Genomic DNA, 20,073 nt, shown 5'->3' with positions numbered 1-20,073 from the left:
ATGGTCATGATCAAGACGGCCGCGACCAAGAAGACCAAACGTCCGGACATCGACGAAGGCGGCATGGGCTACCTGCAGAGCCTGCCGCGCCGCGTGGTAACGGTCTATCTGCCGTTGCTGGTGTTCGTCATCGTGCTGTTGTTTCCTTTTTACTGGATGACGATCACGGCGGTTAAACCCAATCTCGAGATGACCGACTATGCGCAGTTCAATCCGTTCTGGGTCGTGCATCCGACATTGGAGCACATCCGCTATCTCTTGTTCGAGACGTCCTATCCGGGCTGGCTGCTCAACACGATCATGATCTCGACCGCCGCTACCTTCCTGTCGCTGCTGGCGTCGGTCTTCGCAGCCTATGCGATCGAGCGGCTGCGGTTTTCCGGGGCGCGGCAGGTCGGCCTCGGCATCTTCCTCGCTTATCTCGTGCCGCCCTCGATCCTGTTCATTCCGCTGTCGGTGATGGTGTTCAACCTTGGGCTTTACGACACGCCCTTCGCGCTGATCCTTACCTACCCGACCTTCCTGGTACCGTTCTGCACGTGGCTTTTGATGGGTTACTTCCGCTCGATCCCGTTCGAGTTGGAGGAATGCGCGCTGATAGACGGGGCGAGCCGGTGGCAGATCCTAACCAAGATCGTGCTGCCGCTGTCGGTGCCCGGCCTGATCTCGGCCGGCATATTCGCCTTCACCCTGTCATGGAACGAGTTCATCTATGCCCTGACGTTCATCCAGTCGTCCGAAAACAAGACGGTACCGGTGGGCGTGCTGACGGAGCTTGTGCGCTCCGACGTCTACGAATGGGGGGCGCTGATGGCGGGCGCGCTGATCGGCTCGCTGCCGGTCGTCGTGCTCTATTCATTCTTCGTCGAGCACTATGTTTCCTCGATGACCGGCGCGGTGAAGGAATAACGCGCCGGGGTCCATTGGGAGGCAAGCCGATGCGTCAGATTGCGCGGATGATGCCGCCGTCGACACGAATGTTCTGGCCGGTGATGTAGCCGGCGCCTTCCGAGGCGAGGAAAGCGATGGTGGCGGCGATCTCCTCCGACGTGCCGTAACGCTGCATCGGCACGCTGTCGCGGCGCTCCTCGGTGGCCGGCAGGCTGTCGATCCAGCCGGGCAGCACATTGTTCATGCGCACATTGTCCGCTGCATAGGTGTTGGCGAAGATCTTGGTGTAAGCGGCAAGGCCGGCGCGGAACACGGCGGACGTCGGGAACATCGGGCTCGGCTCGACCACCCATGCCGTCGAGATGTTGATGATGGCGCCGGCCTTCTGCTTGACCATCTGCGGCGCCACGATGCGCACCGGCCGGATGACGTTCATCAGATAGACGTCGAGCCCGGTGTGCCACTGCTCGTCCGATATTTCGAGGATCGGCGCGCGCGGCCCGTGGCCGCCGCTGTTGACCAGCACGTCGATGCGGCCAAAGCGCTCAAGCGTGAGATCGGCGAGCCGCTGCAAATCGTCATTCGACTGGTTGGAGCCGGTAACGCCGAGACCGCCTAGCTCCTTGGCCAGCGCCTCGCCCTTGCCGGAAGACGACAGGATCGCGAGTTTGAAGCCGTCCGCCACCAGGCGTTTCGCCGCCGCCGCGCCCATGCCGCTGCCACCGGCGACGACAACAGCCACTTTTTCTACACTCATGTTGATTTTCCTTCGCGCGGGTTGGCCGGCTCTGAAAGCCATGTTTCCGAGGTTCGAGCAATGCTATAACCGGTTTCGCCATCTGGTTCGAACCAGAAAGCCTGAAATCAAGCTGTAGAAAAACTACTGCATGTCCGAAGCCTTCCTCAGCCTGCCGCCGTTGAATGCGCTGCGCGCCTTTGAAGCCGCCGCGCGCCACCTCAACTTCCGCATCGCCGCGCAGGAGCTGAACGTGACGCAAGGCGCGGTGGCGCAGCACATACGCGGGCTGGAGGCCGACCTCGGCGCAAAACTGTTCGAGCGGCTGCCCCGCGGCCTGGCGCTCACCGACGAGGGCCGCGCCTATGTGCCCAACATCCGCCGTGCCTTCGAGCTGATCTCGGAGGCGACCTTGCTGCTGCGGCCCGAACCGGCGCGGCTGACGATCAGCGTTACCCCAAGTTTCGCCACCAAATGGCTGATCCCGAAACTGCCGGAGTTCGTGGCGCACAATCCGCTGGTCGACCTGCGCATTCTGGCCAGCGAAAGCCTGTCGAGTTTCCAGACCGACGGCGTCGACATTGCGGTCAGGCAAGGGCGTTCGCCCTTCGGCCCCGGCCTGATGGTGGATCTTTTGTTTCCACAGCAGATCGTCGCCATCTGCAGCCCTTCCCTGTTGCCGGTCGGCGCGAACGAGATCGCGCCGACCGATATTCAGCATCACGTGCTGCTGCACGACGCGCACAATCTTTGGCCGGAGTTCATGGAGAAAGCGCTTGGCCTGAAGATGGCCGCCGAGGCCAAACGCATGCGCTTCAACCAGACCGGCCTGGCGATCGACGCCGCCATTGCCGGCCAGGGCGTCGCGCTCGCCAGTCGCTTCCTGGTCGCCGCCGACCTCGCCGCCGGCCGGCTGGTGCAGCCGATCCAGGCGGAAATGCGTGGCACGCAGGATTTCCATGTGGTGGTGCCGCGCAAGCAACGCCATCCCGAGCCGACTCAAGCGGTGCGACAATGGCTGCTGGATGAGGCGGGGGTGGAGGATAGCTGATCTCCCCCCTTGCGGGGGAGATGTCCGGCAGGACAGAGGGGGGTGCTGTCCCTCTGGCCTGTCAAACTATCGGTCAGCCCCTGGATTTGGGGGTAGGAACGGACGACGTCGATCGTTGGCGTTCCTTCACACCCCCCTCTGCCCTGCCGGGCATCTCCCCCGCAAGGAGGGAGATTGGCAGCTTCGCTGGCAGCGTCTCTTTACCCTCGCCGCGCAATGTCAGCCGCCACCGCCTTCGCCTCCTTGCCGATTTCCCGGAGCAGGCCGGTGACCGGATTGTAGAAGCCGACGAGGTAGAGGCCGAGTTGCGAAGAGCGGGCGTTGACGCCGCTGCGCTCGGGCTGCAGTTCGGCCGGCAGGAATTTTTCGGCCGCACCGCGATCGAGGGGCTGTACGTGCATGGCGGCATGGGCTCGATCGGCATGCACGCCGCCCCCGCCACCGCGCGCTGGTTGGCAGACGCCGTGCTTTCAGGCGACGGCAATCCGGCGCAAACGTGGCTACGGCCACAGCGATTTGCGGGATGGGAAGGATAAGCTGGTGACGCATGATGATAGCGTCACCCGGGGACGTCAATCGATGTAGCCCGGCCATCATCGCGAAAAGGAAGCCAGCGTTGCGCCCTAGCCGATATGCTCGGCGCGCAGCTTCTTCTTCATCTGCTCAAGGGCAACCTCCCCGCCCGCGGCCAGTTCGTCGGCGATCCTGGCGAGTTCGTTATCGGCGTTGCGGTATTTGCTGCCCCAGGCGCCCAGCGTCGCCAGCACGGGCAACAGGTCAATGCCGGCCTCGGTCAGCCGGTAGATCGCCTTGAGTTTGTGGGTGGGATCGTCGCTCTTGGTGACGATGCCCTCATCCTGCAAGGTCTGCAGCCGCTCGGCCAGCGTGCGCGACGAGATGCCCTCGTCGGACTGCAAAAATTCCCTGAAGTGCGTCTTTCCGGCGAAAACCAGGTCGCGGACGATCAGCAGCGTCCAGCGGTCGCCGAGCAGTTCGAGCGAGAGGCTGATGGGGCAACCGGATCTTTCCCTGGCCGACATTTCTATGGTTCCATTTTAAAATCACTTTACTATTGACACCATTTTCTCCTTGCGTCAATGATTTTAGAAGTAAACCATTTTCCACCTGGGCGACACTCAGGTCGAATGAGGAGAACGACGATGAGAAAGCTGATCCTGCAAATGCAGATGTCGGTCGACGGTTTTGTCGGCGCGGCCGGCGACGAGCACTGGCAGCTCTGGGAATGGGGCGGAAATTCCCCGTGGGACGACGAATTGAAGCACGATTTCAACGCCGTGTTCGCCGGCATCGACACCATCCTGCTCAGCCGCAAGATGGCCGAAGAGGGTTACCTCACCCATTGGGGCAATGCGGCGAAAAACTATCCGCGCGATCCCTTCTACGCCTTTGCGCAGCGCATCGTCGAGGCGCGCAAGGTGGTGCTGAGCGACAAGCTCGCGTCATCGCGGTGGGAGCGCACCGTCCTCGCCAGCGGCGACCTGCCGCGCGAGGTCAAGGCGCTGAAAGCCGAGAGCGGTGGCGACATGGCGGTGTTCGGCGGCGCCGGCTTTGCCTCGGCGCTGATTGCGGCGGGGCTGGTCGATGAGTTCCAGCTGTTCATCAATCCGGCGGCGCTCGGCGACGGCGAGCGGATTTTCGACCAGGGCGGCTTCAGAAAACTGCGCCTCGTCGGCTCGAAAGCCTACGCCTGCGGCATGGTGGTGAACCGCTACGCCCCGGCTTGATCTGGTTCAATCCCTAAATCGAAAAACCGCTGCAACTCCTTGTTTTCAAGAGAATTCCGGGCGAGAACCGCTGGGAGCTTTCCTGGCACTGCTCTAGAAATTGATCTCGACCGAAGCAGCGCTGCGCTTCGCCGGGCCGTGGTACACCGCCTCGATGTTGTTGCCGTCGGGGTCGAGCAGGAAGGCGGCGTAGTAGCCGGGATGGTAGGGCCGCTCGCCTGGCGCGCCATTGTCGGTGCCGCCGGCAGCCAAGCCCGCCTTGTAGAAGGCATCGACCATGGCGTTGTCCCTGGCCTGGAAGGCCAAATGATGACGCCCGGTCAGCTGCCCCCTCGCCGCCCGGCTGTCGAGGCTGGAGATGAACAATTCGTCGGCCCAGAAATAGTCCTCGGCCTCGCCACCGATCGGAACACCAAGCACCTTGAACACTGCTTCGTAGAAACGCCGGCTTGCTTTGAGATCCCTGACCACCAGCTGGATGTGGTCGATGAGGCGGCCGCGATGCAGCTCCATGAGCGATATCTCCTGTTATGAGCGGATCAATCTAGAACCAGCGACGATATCGTCAATGCGCGAGGCGCAAGCTCTATCTCCCCCCTTGTGGGGGAGAAAGCGATTTCAACATCTTAGCGAAGCTAAGTGTTAGAAATCGCAAGAGAGGGGATTTGCTTGGCCGTCCCCTTTGCGTACTTCTGCCAGGATTGTCAGGCATACACCGTTGATGTTTTGCACCACCTCGTCGTTCCAGAAGCGCAGCGTCCTCAGACCCTTCATTTCGAAATGCCTGTCACGCACTGCGTCTTTTTCGGATTCCGAATGCTGGCCGCCATCGACCTCGACGATCAGCCGCGCTTCGAAACAAACGAAGTCGAGGATGTAGCCGTCCAGCGGCACTTGCCGCTTGAATTTCAAGCCATCGAGTTGCCTGTTCCGCAACGCCTGCTAAAGGATGTTTTCGGCCTTCGTTGCATCGGAACGCATCTCTCTGGCAAAGGCACGGCGTGGTGGCGGAACCTGTTGGCGCAGGGGCGCGTGAAAACCCCCTCTCTTGCGATTTCTAACACTTAGTCTACGGCTAAGATGTTGAAATCGCTTTCTCCCCACAAGGGGGGAGATAGTGCGCAACGCCGCCAAAAAATCCGGATAAGAAATGCAACCGGATTGTCGGATTCGAAATCCCACCAACGTCCTTCGGACGCAAGCGGCGCAATGGAGCTGGCGCCGCATCGAACCGATTTCTGGAGAAGACCATGAACAATTCCTATCGTTGGGTCATCGTCGCGGCGGGCGCGTTGATGACCTGTGTGGCGCTCGGCGCGATGTTTTCGCTGGCGATCTTTCTGGAGCCGATGGCGCTCGACACCAACTGGTCGCGCACCGGTATTTCGAGCGCCATGACGCTGAACTTTCTGGTGATGGGCGCCGGCGGCTTTGCCTGGGGCGCCATCTATGACCGTGTCGGCGCCCGCCCCGTTGTCTTTGCTGGCGCGGTGCTGCTCGGCCTGTCGCTGGTGGTGGCGAGCCGCGCCAATTCGCTCATCGTCTTCCAGTTGAGCTACGGCGTGATCGTCGGGCTGGCGGCCAGCGCCTTCTTCGCGCCGATGATCGCGCTGACCACCGCCTGGTTCGACACCCACCGCAGCCTTGCCGTGTCGCTGGTCTCGGCCGGCATGGGCGTGGCGCCGATGACGATCTCGCCCTTCGCGCGCTGGCTGATCACCGCCTATGACTGGCGTACCGCCATGTTCGACATCGGCATCATGGCCTGGGTGCTGTTGCTGCCCGCCGTCTTGCTGGTGCGCCAGCCGTCGGTGGCGGTCGCGGCATCGGATGGCGGTGCGCCCGCGCCTGTCGCGGACGATCCCGGCTTCAGCGTCGGCCAAGCGCTGCGCTCGCCGCAATTCCTGGTGCTGGGGATGACCTTCTTCGCCTCCTGCGCGGCGCATTCGGGACCGATCTTCCACATGGTGAGCTATGCCATGTCGTGCGGCGTAGCACCCATGGCCGCCGTGTCGATCTACAGCGTCGAGGGCCTTGCCGGCCTTGGCGGGCGCGTGCTCTACGGGGTGCTCGGCGACAGGCTGGGCGCCAAGCCGGTGCTGATCGTGGGCTTAGCCATCCAGGCGGTGGTGATCGCCGCCTATCTCGCCGTTGGCAATCTCGAGCAATTCTATCTCCTGGCGATCATCTTCGGCGCCACCTATGGCGGGGTCATGCCGCTCTATGCCGTTCTGGCGCGCGACTATTTCGGGCCGCGCATCATCGGCACGGTGCTCGGCGCCGCCACGCTGCTGTCCAGCCTCGGCATGTCGTTCGGGCCGCTCGCCGGCGGCATGATCTTCGACGCCTATGCCAGCTATTCCTGGCTGTTCATCGGCTCGGCGCTAGTTGGCCTGGGTGCCGCCGGCATCGCCATCGCCTTCCCGCCGCAGCCCGGCCGGGAGCGGCTGCAAGCGGCTTGAAATCGCTGGTTCCCGTCCGGCGCGGAAATCTGTTTGCCCCATGCATGCGATTATGAAAGGCTTCCGGCCGAAGATACCGCCGGCCAGGCCGGCGTGCATCCTTGCCAAGTCTGTTCACGGAGGCAGTAGCAGTGGGCCTGGAAGCCGAGGACGCGAGAGGCTGGTCGACCCTGTTGGGGGCGGCGGAGACAGGCGACATCGCGACCCTCCGCGCCGAGCTGGCAGCGGGGGCTGACATCAACCAGACGGATGAAGGCGGCTGGTCGGCGTTGCATCTGGCGGCCCACAACGCCCGCGGCCCGGTGCTCGAAGCGCTGATTTCGCATCCGCAGATCGACGTGAATTCCAGGAACAAATGGAAGAGCACGCCGCTCAGCCTCGCCGCGGCCAAGGGACACCACGCCGCCATAACGGCGCTGATCAAGCATCGCGACATCGATATCGACGCGCGCGCCGACTATTATGGCCGGACGGCGCTGATCGAGGCGGCAAGGACCGGGCATCTGGGGATCGTCAGGCTGCTCGTCGAACGCGGCGCCGATGTCAATGCGGCCGACAAGACCGGCCGCAACAGCGCGCTTATCGAGGCGATCAAGGGGCGGCACTATGACGTGGTGCAATATCTGCTGGAAACGAGGAAGGTGAACTTCCTCAACAAGGACATGCGGCTCAATGCCTTGATCTGGGCCGGCAGCACCCGCAATGCCGAGCTTATCGAGACGCTGGAAGCAGCGATCCACGCCTTCTTCGAAGGCAAGTAAGCGCGTCAGATCGCTCCGCCACATTTCTCCCAGCGCGACAGATCACGGCCTAGATCACGATGAGATTTGGTTGAAATCTCATCATGATCTACCCCTTTGTTGGAGCATGATCTTTTCCAAAAACCGGTACCCACTTTTTGGGATCATGCTCTAGGTCGGCGACAACGCGATCCCTTCGACAGCCAGGATGCGTGTCCTGGCGCTGCGAAAGCGGATCTCCTTCAAACGCTCGTATTCCGGCGAGTCATACCAGGCCGAAAGCGATGCCATGTCGGGAAATTCGATGATGACGAGGCGGTGCGGGTGCCAGTCGCCCTCGAACACCTTGGTCGCACCGCCGCGCGCGAGATAGCGGCCGCCGTAGCGCTCCTCGGTGGCCGGAACCTCACGCCTGTATTGATCGAATATGGCCGCGTCGGTGATATCGACATCGGCGATAAGATAGGCCGCCATCCCGTGTCTCCTCCCTGTTTGCCAATCGTCCCTTCTCAAATTGCCTTGCACATCATCAGCAACGGCATCGGCGCCCGCCGAAGTCGTCGAAATCTACTGATGCGGCAATCATATTAGTATCAAATCATATTAAGCGCATCCGAGGAGACGGCTTGGTGAACCAAGCTATCAGGCGCCGCCGGCCTCCACCGTCCGTGCGACCACCCAGCGATGCTTGCCGATCTTGCGGGCGCGCTGAAAACCTTGGCGTTCAAACATCGCCAGCGTGCCATTGTGCAGGAAGGCGCCGGCGACCGAGCGGCCTTCCGCATCCTCGGGATAGCTTTCCACCGTGCCGCCGCCGAGGCGGGCGATCTCGGCGAGCGCGCCGGCAAGTGCTGCTGCCGCGACGCCCTTGCCGCGGTAAGCCTTGTCGGAGAAGAAGCAGGTGATGCGCCAGTCCGGTAGGCTCGTCAGCCCTTCCTCATAGGCGCGCCGGTGCTTTATGCGCGGCAGCTCCCGCGTCGGGCCGAACTGGCACCAGCCGACACACGCCGCGCCGTCGAAGATGAGCGCCGCATGTGCATGGCCCTCGCGGACCCGGGCCTCCTTCTCGGCGCGGTTCCCGGCAGCGCCGACGCCTTTGGCGTGGAACGCCATGCACCAGCAGCCGCCCCAGACGCCATTGTGCCGCTCGACCAGCGCGGCGAATTGCGGCCATGTGGTCTCGTCGAGGGGTTTTGCGCTGAAGCTCATCGTGACCTCCTTGGCTTGTCAACCGGTGCCGGAACGCAGCGCCTCGCGGGCGGCGTCGTCGCGGGGCAGCCGTTCGTCGGAAATCAGCACCACCGGGCAGCGGCAGCGTTGCAGCACACTGCTGGTCGTCTCGCCGAACAGCAATTCCTCGCCAGGCCGTCGCGCCACGCCCATGACGATCATCGCCACCCCCCTGCCGGCCTGGCGGGCAATGGCATCGGCGGCGGCGGCCCTGCTGCGGATGGCAGTCTCGATCTCGACGCCGTAGCGGTCGGCAAGCGCAACGATGTCTTTCAGCACCGCCTCCCTGCGGCGATGCGAGACGGTGTCGCGCGGCTCGTCTCGGCCGACCCGCGCAACATAGAGCATCTTGACCGGCGCGCCGGTGACGGCGGCAATGGCAAGCGCCAGCTCGGCGCCACGGCGGGCGACCGACGTGCCGTTGACCGGCACCAGGATCCGGCCGGCCCCGGGTCCGAGCCTCGGCATCTGCCGGCCGGCGGCAGCGGGTTTGACCACAAGGCAGAGCGGGCCGTCGAAGGCGCCGGCGATCTCGTCGAGGCGGCGAGTGAAGCCGCCCTTGGCGGTAAGCGCGCGACCGAGCCCGACAATCAGCACGCCGTAACCCTTGCGCGCCTCCCTCGCCACGGTCTCGGCCGATACGTGCCTGCCGTGCCTGCGGGTGACGGGAGCCTTGGCGGCGGGCTGCTCGTCGGCGTCCTTCGCCGCCTCGCGGTTGTGCTCGGCCCCCTTCTCGATCTCCTCCAGCTTCGGTTCCACTCCCGGCTCGGCCTCGTTCTCGCCGCCGGCATGCAGCACTGTCATCGGCTTGCCGGCGCCGATCACGCCGGCCATGTAGGCGGCGAAGCGGCCGACGACGCCTTCGTCGGCCACCACCAGCAGCCGCTCCAGATTGGCGACGAAGCCGCGCTGGTCGACCTCCTCGCGCTCCAGCCGCTTCTTTTCGGCCTCGCCGAGTGTCAGGCGACCAAGTGCCCAGCGCAGCGTCGGCGGCATCGCTAGCGTGGTGATGACGGCCATGGTGACGATCATGGTGAAGAGGTTGTGCGAAAGCACTCCGATCGAAAGGCCGATCGAGGCGACGATGACCTCGGTCGAGCCGCGCGCGTTCATGCCGCAGCCGACCGCGATGCCCTCGCGGCGGCTCATGCCGGCCAACTCCGCGCCGATGAAGGCGCCGGCGAACTTGCCGACGCTGGCGATGGCAACCAGCGCCACGGTGAGCAGCGCAAGCTGCGGATCAAGGAGCACGGTGAGGTCCGCCGAGAGACCAGCGACACCGAAGAACACGGGCATGAACAGCGCCGTGATGACGCCGCGCAACTGGCTCTCGATGTGGCGCGACAGGATCGGCGACTCGCCCACAAGGATGCCGGCAACGAAGGCACCGAGCACGGTGTGGACGCCGATCAGCTCGGTGATCAAAGCCATCACGCCCATGATGGCGAGGATGACGGTGACGACGGCATATTCGCTGCTGAAACTGTCGTTGGTCCAGCGGATGGCGTCGAAGACGATGCGGCGGCCGAGGGTGAAGGAAAAGGCCATGAAGGCGGCGACGCCCGCAAGCGTGAAGGCAAGGCTGCCGAGGTCGATGCGGCCCTTGGTCGCGATGCCGATTGTGATGGCGATGATCACCCAGCCGATCGTGTCCTCGATGATCGCCGAGGAGACGATGATCTGGCCGAGGTCGCGGCGCATGAAGTTCATCTCGCGCACCACCATTGCGACGATCTTGACCGAGGAGATCGACAGCGCGGTGCCGAGGAAGAGGCCGGCGACGACGCGCTCGCTGTCCTCGGCGAGCAGCGACGCAGGCATGGCCTGCGCCGCCGCGAAGCCGAGCACGAAGGGAATCGCGACGCCGGCGGCGGAGATGGAGAAGCAGGCGCGGCCGACCCTGCGCACCAGTCTGAGGTCGGTCTCCATGCCGGTGAGCAGGAGCAGCATCAGCACGCCGAGCTGGGCGATGGCGTTGATCATGATCTTTTGCGAGGCGTCGCCGGAGAAAACCAGACGCTCCGCCTCAGGCCAAAGCCAGCCGAGCAGCGAGGGTCCGAGCAGGATGCCGCCGATGAGCTGACCCATGACGGCCGGTTGGCCGATGCGTTCGAGCAGCTCGCCGAGGCCGCGCCCAACGACCAGCAGCAGGATGATTTCCAGAACGAAAATGCCTTCGCTGGACATGCCGGTCTTTTCAGCCGGCAAGGCTGCGCCCGGGGTGAGCAACAGGGTCGCCGCCGCGGTCGCGACAAGCCAGCGCCATTTGTGCGGGAACGATAAAGACATGCACCCCTCATTCTGCCCGAAATAACGGTTGCATGCGACATCGGTTGCACGGGCGCCGCTCCCATCCAGCACATTCGGCGAGGTCAGGACAATTCGATTCAAAGGCGGCTGTGGATGTTTGCTTTCGGGTAAAGCGAGTCGCACATGTTCGGCGCACGGCGGGCAATAAGGAGAAGCTAATGAAAAGCGACTTTGCCGCCGCCCGGCTGCATCTGGAGCGGGCCGGCCACTATCTGCGCGGCGACGACGAAACGAGCAGCGAGGCCCTTGCGGCGCTCGACCTGTTGATCGAGGCGATCGTTGCGGCCCAGTACACACGGCCGGTGGCGGAGGTGGTGGATTTTCCACGGTCGGCAAGGCTGCGGTAGTCCCACGAAGAGGCCGCTTCGGCTAGGAGCGGCCTCGGCATGCCATCGACTGACGAACCGGCAATCGCCCGTCTTTGATCGCGTCCGACGAGACAAGGTTCGGGCTCGCCGTTAGCACGTTGATAAGCATTTGGTAATAAAAGACAGACAATGAAATACAGGCTCGATCCAGCGTATAGGATGCCGGTATCCTCGGCGGATTCGTGTCATGCGCATTAGAAGCCAGATCATTCTCAGCATGGTGAGCGCCGCGGCCTTGATCGGGCTGGTTGGCGGCGTTGCCATCTTCACGCAGATCGCCGCGACCAAATATCTTGGACTGACCGAAGCGACCAACGTCGCGCACGAACTGGCCGACACCATTGTCTTCAAGCCGTCCGACGGGACGCCTTCGCTGTTCGAGCGGCCTGACGCGCTCAAGCAATTCATGGAGCACCAGCACCGCCGCCTGCACCGGGATTTCCTGGTCCTCGACCGCAACAAGACTGTCGTCGCCCATGCGACCGACGAAGAGCACCAAGTCGGCGACAAGTTCGATCACGATCCCGGCAACGAGATCGGACAGACGCTGGAGGACGGCGTCCCGCGCAAGTTCGTCGACCCGGAGGAAGTCAACGCCATACTCGCGGTGCCGATCAAGTATCCCGAGGATACGATCATCGGCGCCGTGCTGCTGGAATATGACCCTGTCCTGAATGCCGCCGAAGAGCGCACCAACAGCCTGCTCTGGCTGGTTGGCCTCAGCGCGGCGGCGGCCGTGCTGGTCGCGGTGGGGTTTGCATGGATGCTGCTCAGCCGTTTCGGCTCCGGCCTCAAGGATATGATGGGCGGCATGGAAGCGCTGGCGAAGGGCAATGCCATGACCCGCATCAGCCACGCCCGCAAGGATGAGTTCGGACAGCTGGCCGACGGGTTCAACATCATGGCGGACCAGCTTGCATCGGCGCGGGCGCATGTCGAGGATATCGTCGAGACGGCGGCCGAAGGCATCGCCGTGCTGGACAGCGACGGTCGCATCGCCAGCGCCAATCCGGCGGCGGTTACGATGATCGGGCGGCGCGCCGACAAGATTGTCGGGCAGCAATGGGATTCGGTGCTGACGGTGCGCGACCCGAGAGGTGCCGGCTTCGCAGCCGGCGCTTCACCGATCGAAATGGCCTTGACCACCGGCCGCCAGCACCAAGGCGAGGTGCGCCTGACCAGATCCGACGGCTCGCATCTGCCGGTCATCGCCAGCTGCAGCCCACTCAGCCGATCCGACGGCGGTCTGGTCCTCACCCTCAACGACATCAGCGAGCTGCGCCGCGCCGAAGGGGTCGTCAACGAGCGTGCCGATCAGCTGGCGGTGCTTAACCGCGAGCTGCACGAGAAGTCGGAAACCACCACCCGCCTGGTCAAGCTTGGCGAGCTGCTGCAGGCCTGCGTGACCTTCCCCGAAGCTTTTTCAGTGGTCGGCACGGCCATGACCGAGTTCCTCGGCGGCTTGAGCGGAACCGTTCATTTGACCAGCGCCTCGCGCAATCTGGTCGAGGAGATGGCGCATTGGGGCGACGTCCGGTCGAGCGCCACGCAATTTGCGCCGGAAGACTGCTGGGCGCTGCGGCGCGGCCAGGACCATGTCGCCGGCCCGGGCATGCTGACGCCGCGCTGCGCCCATATCACCGAGAATGGCAAGAAGGGCTACGTCTGCATGCCGCTGGCGGCGCAAGGCGAGACGCTCGGCATCCTGCATCTGTGCGAACCGAACGCAGCCGAGAAGCCGCAATGGCTGGCTGAAAGGCAGCAGATCCTGCGCGGCGTCGTCGACACGCTGGCATTGGCGCTGGCCAATCTGCGCCTGCGTGAGACGTTGCGGCAGCAATCGATCCGCGATCCGAACACCGGCCTGTTCAACCGGCGCTATCTCGAGGAAACGAGCAGCCGTGAGCTGCGCAGGATGGAGCGCTCGGCCCAGCCGCTGACGATCCTCATGCTCGACGTCGATCATTTCAAGCAGTTCAACGACACGTTCGGTCACGAAGCCGGCGACCTCGTGCTGAAGCAAGTCGCCGCCACATTGATCGAGCACGCGCGCGAAAGCGACGTGGTGTCGCGCTACGGCGGGGAGGAATTCGCCATCGTCATGCCGGGATGCTCGCTCGAGGAAGGCGCCGAGCGGGCGGAAGCACTGCGCCAGGCAATCAGGCAGCTTCACCTGACGCATCGCGGCCGCACGCTGGGCACCGTGACGGTCTCGTTCGGTGTTGCCGCCTACCCCGAGCATGGATCGGGTTGGGCAGAAATCACCAATGCCGCCGACCACGCGCTCTACGATGCCAAAGGCGAAGGACGCGACCGCGTCGTCGTCGCCAAGAGCGGAGCTCCCGGCGAGCGGCCCGCGATCCAGCTGGTATCGGCCGCCGCGAAAGCGAGTGTGGACAACAAGGGCTAACTGGCGGTCCGAGCTGCAATCAGCGCTGCCGATATACAGTCTCTCGCCGTCAAGCGTGGCCATCAGGGCCATTGGAGCCGTGCCAGGCTGGCGAACGACGCTCGGCAATTCGGAAATCGCCTTCCTCGAAATATCTGGCCTTCAGCCATGTGGTCGACGGTCCGCTCCGGTAGCGGCTGTCGGCGCGCTTCGAGATGATGCCCTCAAGCCCCATCTTGTCGATGGCGTGAAGGATCGCCAGCGCATCGCCGTCGAAATGCTCGCTGTACCGGATCTTGCCCGCGCCAGGTTCAACCAGTTGCCACAGCGCGTGCTTGCGCTGCAGCAGGGGCAAGGGGGCAAGATTGCGACCATCGAGATGGAGGATGTCGAACGCCACGAACACCAGCCGGCTCGGCTCATTCCAGATCGCGGCTTCCAGCGCAGGGTAATCGGGAGCGCCCTGCTCACCGGCTACAATGACCTCGCCGTCGAGAATGGCAGCCCTGCATGGCAGCTCGACTGCCAGCGCGATGGGCCAGTATTTTGCCGTCCAGTCATGGCCGTTTTTGCTGTAAAGACGCACGCCGCCTTGATCGATGATGAGCTGCGTCCTGTAGCCGTCGAACTTGACCTCGTGAACCCATCCCCCATCTTCGGGCGGTTGCTTGACCAGAGTCGGGATCTGCGGCGGAATGAACTCCAGCCGGCCGCCGTTGACCTTGCTACGCTTACTCAAGACGGACACCTTTGACCGCGTAGCGGGGGGCGTTGTCGGCACAGGCAGCGACACACCAGCTATCTGGACGCCTGCCGCCTGTGCCGAGCCCCCGCCGGACTATCGCGAACATCTACGGACGAGGCCGGAATGTCGTTAGCTTCGCATCCAGATACTTATCCTGGCGTACATATCTCGCTCTCGGTGCGGCGCTCTTGCACCGACCGGCCGATGCTGCCCGGGATTGCCGCTGGCTCACGCAGTCCTTTGGCCAATTTAGGTGACCCAGTTAGGCCTGTTGGTGTTCAGGCCTGAAGACCGACAGGCCTTAGTCCATCAAAAGCACCAGGGCGGGATGCAGCTTCTTCAGGTTCGGCAGTGATTTCGATTGCCAGGGTATGTCGGGCGTTCCACGCACGACGAATCGAACATCGGGATGCTTGCGAACCTCGATGGTAAATTTCGCCAGCAGGTTGATGCCGGAAGAGTTGAGAAAGTAAAGGTCCTTTAAATTGAGCGTAATGGAAGCAGGATTTGACGCAAGAACACTGGTCGCCAAAGCCGTGACGGGCGCACCGGCCTCGGAACTGGCAAGCCGCATTGCGCCGTCGAAGAAAATATCGCTTCCTTCGTTCCACACGCGGTAGTCGTCTGTCTTGATTTCCATGGCCTGGCTTCGTTTCTTCTAGTTGTGCGTTTGCGAGATCGGAATGGAGGCGTAGGTTTCCAGGCAAATCCGATCGCCTTCGTCGGTAGAGCTGAATATCCAGGCGAGGCGCGCGCCATAGTCGCTCATCAACGTCAGCAATCCGAGCCCGGAGCGTGACACGTCGGGGCTCGCGGCGTTCGCTTCGATTCGCTGTATCAGCAGGTCTCTGGGGTCGCCAACCGTAATGTCCGCCAGGAGGCTTTTGAACTCGGAGGCGTCTTTACCATCGACGTCATTCGACACCTTGAGCTTGAAGCACTCCGAATCCATCGATGCCTCGATCACGATCTCGCCCGGTGCGCGGAACTTGACGGCGTTCTCGATTAACTCGTTGACCAGATATCCGATGCTGTGCCGCACTTCGATGTAGTCATTGCGGGACGACCGGAAGCGCAACGCGAAAAGATCGGCGATGAAGTCCGAGGTGGTGGCACAATGACGCCAACTCAAGTCGAGAGGTCCATCGAACAGCCGAACGCGACTGACGCTCTCCTTCATCCCGATTGCAATGTCAGGGGTCCCGAACAGCGTTGTCATTGCTATGTGTGCCTTATGATCACGAGGGTGATGTCGTCATGGATCTTCTGGACTCCGATATGGGCCATCAGATCCTCGATGATCCCGGTTTTGATGTCCTCGGCGCTCCCGCCGTAACGTTTTTTTGCGCTCTGGCAGAGGCGCTCGAACCCGAATAGCCTTTTGTCCTGATCCTCCGCCTCGGTCACACCGTCGGTGTGCAGCACGATCACGTCGCCACTCTCGAACTGGATGTCACGCGTGTCGATGAACTTCGAGATGTCATTCTCCAGACCAACCGGCATGCCCAGATCAAGCGTATCGATGCGTTCGACCTCCCCGTCCGCACGCACGACGAGAACATCCTCATGCTGGCCGGATAGCGTTACCCGCTCATCCTCGAAGTCAAGAAAGGCCAGCGAGAGATGCTTGCCGGTGTTCGTCCGCTCGATGTTCTTGTAGATCGCTCTGTTCAGCCGGTCCAGAAACTGGTGCGGATCCGCTTCGTCGGTCTCCTGCAGCGCGCGTGCGACGGATTGGACCATCAGCATCAGCACGCCGCTCTCGAGACCATGACCGGTCACGTCGCCGATGCCGATCTTGATCCGTGATCCGTTCTGCAGGACGTCGTAATAGTCACCGCCAACCTCGTCGGCCGGCCGCATGTAGGCTGCGATCTCCAGCCCCGGAATCGCTTCGAGTTCGAATGGTTTCGGCAGGACCATCAACTGGATCTGCTTGGCAACCGCGAGCTCGGCGCCGAGGCGGACGTTCTCGTCCTGCAGCTTTTCGTTGAGAGCGGAAATCTCCTGATTGGCGTCGCCGAGCTCTCTGGTTCGTTCGTCGACGAGTTGCTCGAGGTTTTCCGTGTGGAAGCTGATCTGCTCGGCCATGCGGTTGAAAGCGATGCCAGCGGCTCCAACCTCGTCGCGCGTCGGAATGCTGACGCGGACTGAATAGTCCTTGGTCTGGAGCCGCTGGGCGGCACTGGCAAGCGCCCTGAGGCCCGCGGTGATCCGCTTCGAAATTCCGAGCACGGCCGCGAAAACAATCAGAAGCGAAACGATGATCGCACCGATCTGAAAGAGCAGGATACGATTGGTTGCGCGCGAAATGCTCTTCTGCGCGGCAAACAGGGACGCATAGATCTCCCGTTCGGGAACGACGATCCCGACCGACATCGTTTCGGACTTGATCGGTCCCGAACTCCACAGATTGGTCGGCTTCAGTCGCTTGAGGACAACAATGTAGGGTACGCGTTCGCCCTTGTTGTCGAGCATGATATGCTGAATGACACCGTCATTGTTCTGGCCGAGAGGCAGCGACGCGATAGCCGGCTGCGTACTTCCCCGCAGTGACCGCTCTAGGCCGGTGACGCCCTGCGTGCCCGCGTCGCTTGATGAAGTCAGGCCGATGATCGCCTGGCCCGACGGATTGATCGCCACCACATTGCCGGTCGACATGGTGAGGAAGCCGAACCCGGTTTCAGCGATCTTCACCCTTTCGACGACTTCCGCGAGCTGATCGAGGGTGATGTCGGCCCCGGCCGTACCTGCGATACCGGTGCGATCGCGCGTCCACAGCGGGTGGAAAAAGCTGACGATCAGCTTTCCCGTGATTGCATCGGTGTAAGGCGCTGTCTGGGTGATATCGTCAGGGACCGGACGCGAGGCCGGATCCCTGGCCCATTGCTGCCATGAGCCATAGATTCCCGGAAAGAAGAACTCCCAGAACTCCGCCTTGTTGTGGCCCGGATAAAGCTTGTCGAAGGTCTGCGCCTGGTCCGTATACGGCACCGTCCTGAAGATCGGCCGTTCTTTTGGACCAATATAGTACATTTGCAGTTTGGACGATCCGCTGGCCATGAGAGTCGGCGCGACGAGATCGATCACGGTACTGTCATCGATTTCCTTCTGAACGCCCGGCAGCGGAGCGTGGTCGGCGCCCAGCAGGTAGCCCCAGACACTGACCACGGAAGGCGCGCCGGGCAGGTTCTGCGCCCAATCGCCCTGCGCGTCGTAGACGACCTTCACGGAGCCGGGCGCTTCATGCGAAAGCGTCGCTCCGACCTCTTGCTGCCTCGTCGGTTCGTTGATTTGGGCCTGCAGTACGCCAGCCAACGCCTTGACGTCGCCGTGAACCCGATCGAGCAGCAGATCGACGCTCAACGCTGTCGATTCGGCATAGGAACGAATGTATTCCTGGTTTGCGGTCGTCAGGCCCTCACCGACTTCCGATGTTGCGTCGCGCGACAGCTTCTGAACGTTCCAAAGGGCCAGGCCACCGCTCAGCAGGAGGTCGAACAGGACGGCGCCGCCAACGACCAACACGAATTTCGCTCGAAAGGAGCGTAGGCCGAAGCGCGGCGTAGGCTCATTGTCGACTTTCATTGCGGCCGTCGCCCCGATGCGACCCAGATCGGCCAACCCGCATAACCTTTGGGATGGAGCGCAGCGAAAATGTGGTCCTCGAAACCCTGCCGGAACTGTGCGACGAACTCCGGTCCATCACCGCGCCTGGTCGCCATCTCGCCCGCATAGACATCCGCCCAGGCGGCAATGACATCGGCGAAATCCTGGGAATCGCCGTCCATGTTAGTGACCATGAAGGTCTCCACACGGATGTCTTCGAATCCTGCTTCCATCAGGTATCGCCGGCTCTTCGGCCCAAGCTCGACGTCCATCTCGAAATGCCCGAACAGCTTCGCCACCTCGTTGTAGGTCCAACGGATGCTTTCGGCGCGCGGCTCGCCGAGGCAATGCGAATTCTTCTCGTTGGTGATGTAGACCCGCCCGCCCGGCTTGCATATGCGGTAGAGCTCCTTGAGGATGAGTTCAGGCCGATTGAATATCTGAAGGGAATGCCGGCAGGTCACCAGGTCGAACTGCGCTTCATCGAGCAGCATCTCCGACGCATCGCCATAGGTATATTCGATGCCCCGGATATCGAACTCCCGCATCACCTGTCGAGCATAGTTCAGGCTCGATATGGAGTGGTCGAGGGCGACGATCCGCGATGGCTGGAACTCCTTCTGCACGAGCACGGCGAAATCGCCGATCCCGCAACAGATGTCGGCCATGACGATCCCCTGCCTCATGCCGTGTCGCGGCAAGATTGCGCGCTCGTGGCGCCAGGTCATCTTCGTCTGTGAACGCAGGATCGGAACGAACCCGCCTTCCTCGAGGAAGCCCTGTCCCGGATAGAATTCGCTGTCATACTCCTCGACCGTGATGTTCGGCTCGATTCCGCTCAAGCGACCGAATTTTCGCGAGGTCCATCCGACGACGCTTGACGTGATGACGACGAATTTGAGATCGGGCCGAGCGCGGCAGGCGTCGATGAGGATCCTCGAAAAGGCGTGAAACGCGGCGTTGTTCATCTGCGTCAGGCGTCTGACATTGACGTAGAGAACGCCGCGCACACGGCCGATCGCATCGCGGAGCAATGCTATGCTAGGCCCAAGTTCATCGATTGCCTGAGGCCGGACCACCCCGGATATGGAGAACTCCTGGTTGTTGGCGTCATATTGCGCCTTGAAGCGCGGGAGGAGGTCGTAAGGGCTCAATGTTGCAGGCCCTCAAGCGGGAGATCCACGACAAGCTTGATTGCATCACCATCGGCTTCCTCCACCCTGAGTACCGCGTTGTAGTCGACAGCCAGTTCCAGGAGCACGACCTCCCGGCTGGGCGCGACATCCCCAGACACCGAATTGAGGTATCGCTCCCTGGCCTCTGTTCCTGCGACGCGTGACACGGCTTCTTCATAGAATTCGCGCTCCTCTGGCACGCATGGGAACGTCAGTTCGATCCTGTCCGTCGCGCCGTGGCGGGATACCCTGCATGCCAGTTCACCACCGGCATGGCGCGTACGAAAGGCGACTTCCAGCAATTCATTGAGGGCAGAGGAAAAGAGATTTGAATGCCGGACCGAGTCTGATCTGTTTTGACTGATCATCCGGGCCGTGTATGTCGAGACATAATCGCAGTGTCTCCAGGCGGAGACGAAAGCTTTGATTTCCATGTCGATCTGGATCATGGGCGCAAAAGTCGGCTCGCCAGCCAGCTCATGATGAACAGGTCCCATAGGCATCCTCCCTTGTTCCATCAGCATTGAGCCCTGGTAGGGCGATGGTCTCCGCGACGAAAATTTCACCCCGCGCCGTGATGAGCCACTCTTGCACCGACTCGAAGAATTGAGCGGTATCTGCC

General features: G+C 62.4%; 21 protein-coding genes. 7 read left to right on the top strand and 14 right to left on the bottom strand.

Going from position 1 to position 20,073, the window contains the following annotated elements; all coding sequences use genetic code 11:
• On the top strand, positions 1-909 hold the full coding sequence (locus AC04SG_RS18620) for a carbohydrate ABC transporter permease (RefSeq protein ID WP_192248980.1): 909 nt from the start codon (positions 1-3) through the stop codon (positions 907-909).
• A 34-nt stretch (positions 910-943) separates the two neighbouring features.
• Here AC04SG_RS18620 and AC04SG_RS18615 read toward each other — a convergent pair whose 3' ends face one another.
• Positions 944-1,648, bottom strand: coding sequence for an SDR family oxidoreductase (locus AC04SG_RS18615; RefSeq protein WP_488552224.1), 705 nt, complete (start codon positions 1,646-1,648; stop codon positions 944-946).
• Positions 1,649-1,778: 130 nt separating this feature from the next.
• Here AC04SG_RS18615 and gcvA point away from each other — a divergent pair, with 130 nt between their 5' ends.
• Positions 1,779-2,678: a transcriptional regulator GcvA gene (gcvA, locus tag AC04SG_RS18610; RefSeq protein ID WP_488552223.1), complete on the top strand. Its 900-nt coding sequence runs from the start codon at positions 1,779-1,781 to the stop codon at positions 2,676-2,678.
• A 200-nt stretch (positions 2,679-2,878) separates the two neighbouring features.
• Here gcvA and AC04SG_RS18605 read toward each other — a convergent pair whose 3' ends face one another.
• Together AC04SG_RS18605 and AC04SG_RS18600 are read right to left on the bottom strand one after the other, a co-directional pair.
• Positions 2,879-3,079, bottom strand: a complete 201-nt coding sequence (locus tag AC04SG_RS18605) for a hypothetical protein (protein WP_488552222.1) — start codon at positions 3,077-3,079, stop codon at positions 2,879-2,881.
• A 222-nt stretch (positions 3,080-3,301) separates the two neighbouring features.
• Positions 3,302-3,718: a winged helix-turn-helix transcriptional regulator gene (locus AC04SG_RS18600; RefSeq protein ID WP_488552221.1), complete on the bottom strand. Its 417-nt coding sequence runs from the start codon at positions 3,716-3,718 to the stop codon at positions 3,302-3,304.
• Positions 3,719-3,838: 120 nt separating this feature from the next.
• Here AC04SG_RS18600 and AC04SG_RS18595 point away from each other — a divergent pair, with 120 nt between their 5' ends.
• Positions 3,839-4,423 carry a dihydrofolate reductase family protein gene (locus AC04SG_RS18595; RefSeq protein WP_488552220.1) on the top strand — a complete coding sequence of 195 codons (585 nt, stop codon included), beginning with the start codon at positions 3,839-3,841 and terminating at the stop codon, positions 4,421-4,423.
• 93 nt (positions 4,424-4,516) lie between these two features.
• Here AC04SG_RS18595 and AC04SG_RS18590 read toward each other — a convergent pair whose 3' ends face one another.
• The gene (locus AC04SG_RS18590) at positions 4,517-4,945 is read right to left on the bottom strand and encodes a VOC family protein (RefSeq protein WP_488552264.1); all 429 of its coding nucleotides are present in this window, start codon (positions 4,943-4,945) and stop codon (positions 4,517-4,519) included.
• 120 nt (positions 4,946-5,065) lie between these two features.
• The gene (locus AC04SG_RS18585) at positions 5,066-5,317 is read right to left on the bottom strand and encodes an endonuclease domain-containing protein (RefSeq protein ID WP_488552219.1); all 252 of its coding nucleotides are present in this window, start codon (positions 5,315-5,317) and stop codon (positions 5,066-5,068) included.
• A 356-nt stretch (positions 5,318-5,673) separates the two neighbouring features.
• On the opposite strand from AC04SG_RS18585, the gene AC04SG_RS18580 reads away from it, so the two are divergent.
• Complete coding sequence (locus AC04SG_RS18580) at positions 5,674-6,885, top strand: MFS transporter (RefSeq protein WP_488552218.1); 1,212 nt, start codon at positions 5,674-5,676, stop codon at positions 6,883-6,885.
• Between the two features lie 131 nt (positions 6,886-7,016).
• Complete coding sequence (locus tag AC04SG_RS18575) at positions 7,017-7,646, top strand: ankyrin repeat domain-containing protein (protein ID WP_488552217.1); 630 nt, start codon at positions 7,017-7,019, stop codon at positions 7,644-7,646.
• Positions 7,647-7,796: 150 nt separating this feature from the next.
• On the opposite strand, the gene AC04SG_RS18570 is transcribed toward AC04SG_RS18575, so the two are convergent.
• From AC04SG_RS18570 to AC04SG_RS18560, 3 genes are all read right to left on the bottom strand, one after another.
• The gene (locus AC04SG_RS18570; protein WP_488552216.1) at positions 7,797-8,099 is read right to left on the bottom strand and encodes a DUF1330 domain-containing protein; all 303 of its coding nucleotides are present in this window, start codon (positions 8,097-8,099) and stop codon (positions 7,797-7,799) included.
• Between the two features lie 168 nt (positions 8,100-8,267).
• A complete protein-coding gene (locus AC04SG_RS18565) occupies positions 8,268-8,834 on the bottom strand; it encodes a hypothetical protein (RefSeq protein WP_488552215.1) in 567 nt (188 codons plus the stop codon).
• Between the two features lie 18 nt (positions 8,835-8,852).
• Positions 8,853-11,144, bottom strand: a complete 2,292-nt coding sequence (locus AC04SG_RS18560; RefSeq protein WP_488552214.1) for a cation:proton antiporter domain-containing protein — start codon at positions 11,142-11,144, stop codon at positions 8,853-8,855.
• 179 nt (positions 11,145-11,323) lie between these two features.
• Between AC04SG_RS18560 and AC04SG_RS18555 the strand changes: the two genes are divergently transcribed.
• The gene (locus AC04SG_RS18555; RefSeq protein WP_142868598.1) at positions 11,324-11,512 is read left to right on the top strand and encodes a hypothetical protein; all 189 of its coding nucleotides are present in this window, start codon (positions 11,324-11,326) and stop codon (positions 11,510-11,512) included.
• Between the two features lie 208 nt (positions 11,513-11,720).
• Positions 11,721-13,943, top strand: coding sequence for a sensor domain-containing diguanylate cyclase (locus AC04SG_RS18550; RefSeq protein WP_488552213.1), 2,223 nt, complete (start codon positions 11,721-11,723; stop codon positions 13,941-13,943).
• Positions 13,944-13,992: 49 nt separating this feature from the next.
• On the opposite strand, the gene AC04SG_RS18545 is transcribed toward AC04SG_RS18550, so the two are convergent.
• From AC04SG_RS18545 to AC04SG_RS18520, 6 genes are all read right to left on the bottom strand, one after another.
• Positions 13,993-14,715, bottom strand: coding sequence for an ATP-dependent DNA ligase (locus AC04SG_RS18545; protein WP_488552212.1), 723 nt, complete (start codon positions 14,713-14,715; stop codon positions 13,993-13,995).
• A gap of 253 nt (positions 14,716-14,968) precedes the next feature.
• Complete coding sequence (locus tag AC04SG_RS18540) at positions 14,969-15,307, bottom strand: slr1659 superfamily regulator (RefSeq protein ID WP_488552211.1); 339 nt, start codon at positions 15,305-15,307, stop codon at positions 14,969-14,971.
• A gap of 18 nt (positions 15,308-15,325) precedes the next feature.
• Positions 15,326-15,886, bottom strand: a complete 561-nt coding sequence (locus tag AC04SG_RS18535; protein WP_488552210.1) for a slr1658 superfamily regulator — start codon at positions 15,884-15,886, stop codon at positions 15,326-15,328.
• 2 nt (positions 15,887-15,888) lie between these two features.
• Positions 15,889-18,255: a SpoIIE family protein phosphatase gene (locus AC04SG_RS18530; RefSeq protein ID WP_488552209.1), complete on the bottom strand. Its 2,367-nt coding sequence runs from the start codon at positions 18,253-18,255 to the stop codon at positions 15,889-15,891.
• Positions 18,252-19,430: a methyltransferase domain-containing protein gene (locus AC04SG_RS18525; protein ID WP_488552208.1), complete on the bottom strand. Its 1,179-nt coding sequence runs from the start codon at positions 19,428-19,430 to the stop codon at positions 18,252-18,254. Before AC04SG_RS18525 ends, AC04SG_RS18530 begins: the two co-directional genes overlap by 4 nt.
• Positions 19,427-19,948 (bottom strand): ubiquinone biosynthesis methyltransferase UbiE, encoded by a 522-nt coding sequence (locus AC04SG_RS18520; RefSeq protein ID WP_436259314.1) that lies wholly within the window; start codon positions 19,946-19,948, stop codon positions 19,427-19,429. The genes AC04SG_RS18525 and AC04SG_RS18520 overlap by 4 nt, the downstream gene beginning before the upstream one ends.
• Between the last annotated feature and the right edge of the window lie 125 nt (positions 19,949-20,073).

It is taken from the genome of Mesorhizobium sp. CNPSo 4684, from assembly GCF_057784315.1.
Note: the sequence above shows the minus strand (reverse complement) of the source record. Positions and strands in the feature narration are given on the sequence as shown.

Coding starts and splice junctions, on each gene's coding strand:
- AC04SG_RS18560 (WP_488552214.1), bottom strand. CDS start 11,144: ATGTCTTTATCGTTCCCGCACAAATGGCGCTGGCTTGTCGCGACCGCG.
- AC04SG_RS18555 (WP_142868598.1), top strand. CDS start 11,324: ATGAAAAGCGACTTTGCCGCCGCCCGGCTGCATCTGGAGCGGGCCGGC.
- AC04SG_RS18535 (WP_488552210.1), bottom strand. CDS start 15,886: ATGACAACGCTGTTCGGGACCCCTGACATTGCAATCGGGATGAAGGAG.
- AC04SG_RS18605 (WP_488552222.1), bottom strand. CDS start 3,079: ATGCACGTACAGCCCCTCGATCGCGGTGCGGCCGAAAAATTCCTGCCG.
- AC04SG_RS18550 (WP_488552213.1), top strand. CDS start 11,721: ATGCGCATTAGAAGCCAGATCATTCTCAGCATGGTGAGCGCCGCGGCC.
- AC04SG_RS18520 (WP_436259314.1), bottom strand. CDS start 19,948: ATGGGACCTGTTCATCATGAGCTGGCTGGCGAGCCGACTTTTGCGCCC.
- AC04SG_RS18530 (WP_488552209.1), bottom strand. CDS start 18,255: ATGAAAGTCGACAATGAGCCTACGCCGCGCTTCGGCCTACGCTCCTTT.
- AC04SG_RS18540 (WP_488552211.1), bottom strand. CDS start 15,307: ATGGAAATCAAGACAGACGACTACCGCGTGTGGAACGAAGGAAGCGAT.
- AC04SG_RS18600 (WP_488552221.1), bottom strand. CDS start 3,718: ATGTCGGCCAGGGAAAGATCCGGTTGCCCCATCAGCCTCTCGCTCGAA.
- gcvA (WP_488552223.1), top strand. CDS start 1,779: ATGTCCGAAGCCTTCCTCAGCCTGCCGCCGTTGAATGCGCTGCGCGCC.
- AC04SG_RS18565 (WP_488552215.1), bottom strand. CDS start 8,834: ATGAGCTTCAGCGCAAAACCCCTCGACGAGACCACATGGCCGCAATTC.
- AC04SG_RS18620 (WP_192248980.1), top strand. CDS start 1: ATGGTCATGATCAAGACGGCCGCGACCAAGAAGACCAAACGTCCGGAC.
- AC04SG_RS18580 (WP_488552218.1), top strand. CDS start 5,674: ATGAACAATTCCTATCGTTGGGTCATCGTCGCGGCGGGCGCGTTGATG.
- AC04SG_RS18570 (WP_488552216.1), bottom strand. CDS start 8,099: ATGGCGGCCTATCTTATCGCCGATGTCGATATCACCGACGCGGCCATA.
- AC04SG_RS18595 (WP_488552220.1), top strand. CDS start 3,839: ATGAGAAAGCTGATCCTGCAAATGCAGATGTCGGTCGACGGTTTTGTC.
- AC04SG_RS18615 (WP_488552224.1), bottom strand. CDS start 1,648: ATGAGTGTAGAAAAAGTGGCTGTTGTCGTCGCCGGTGGCAGCGGCATG.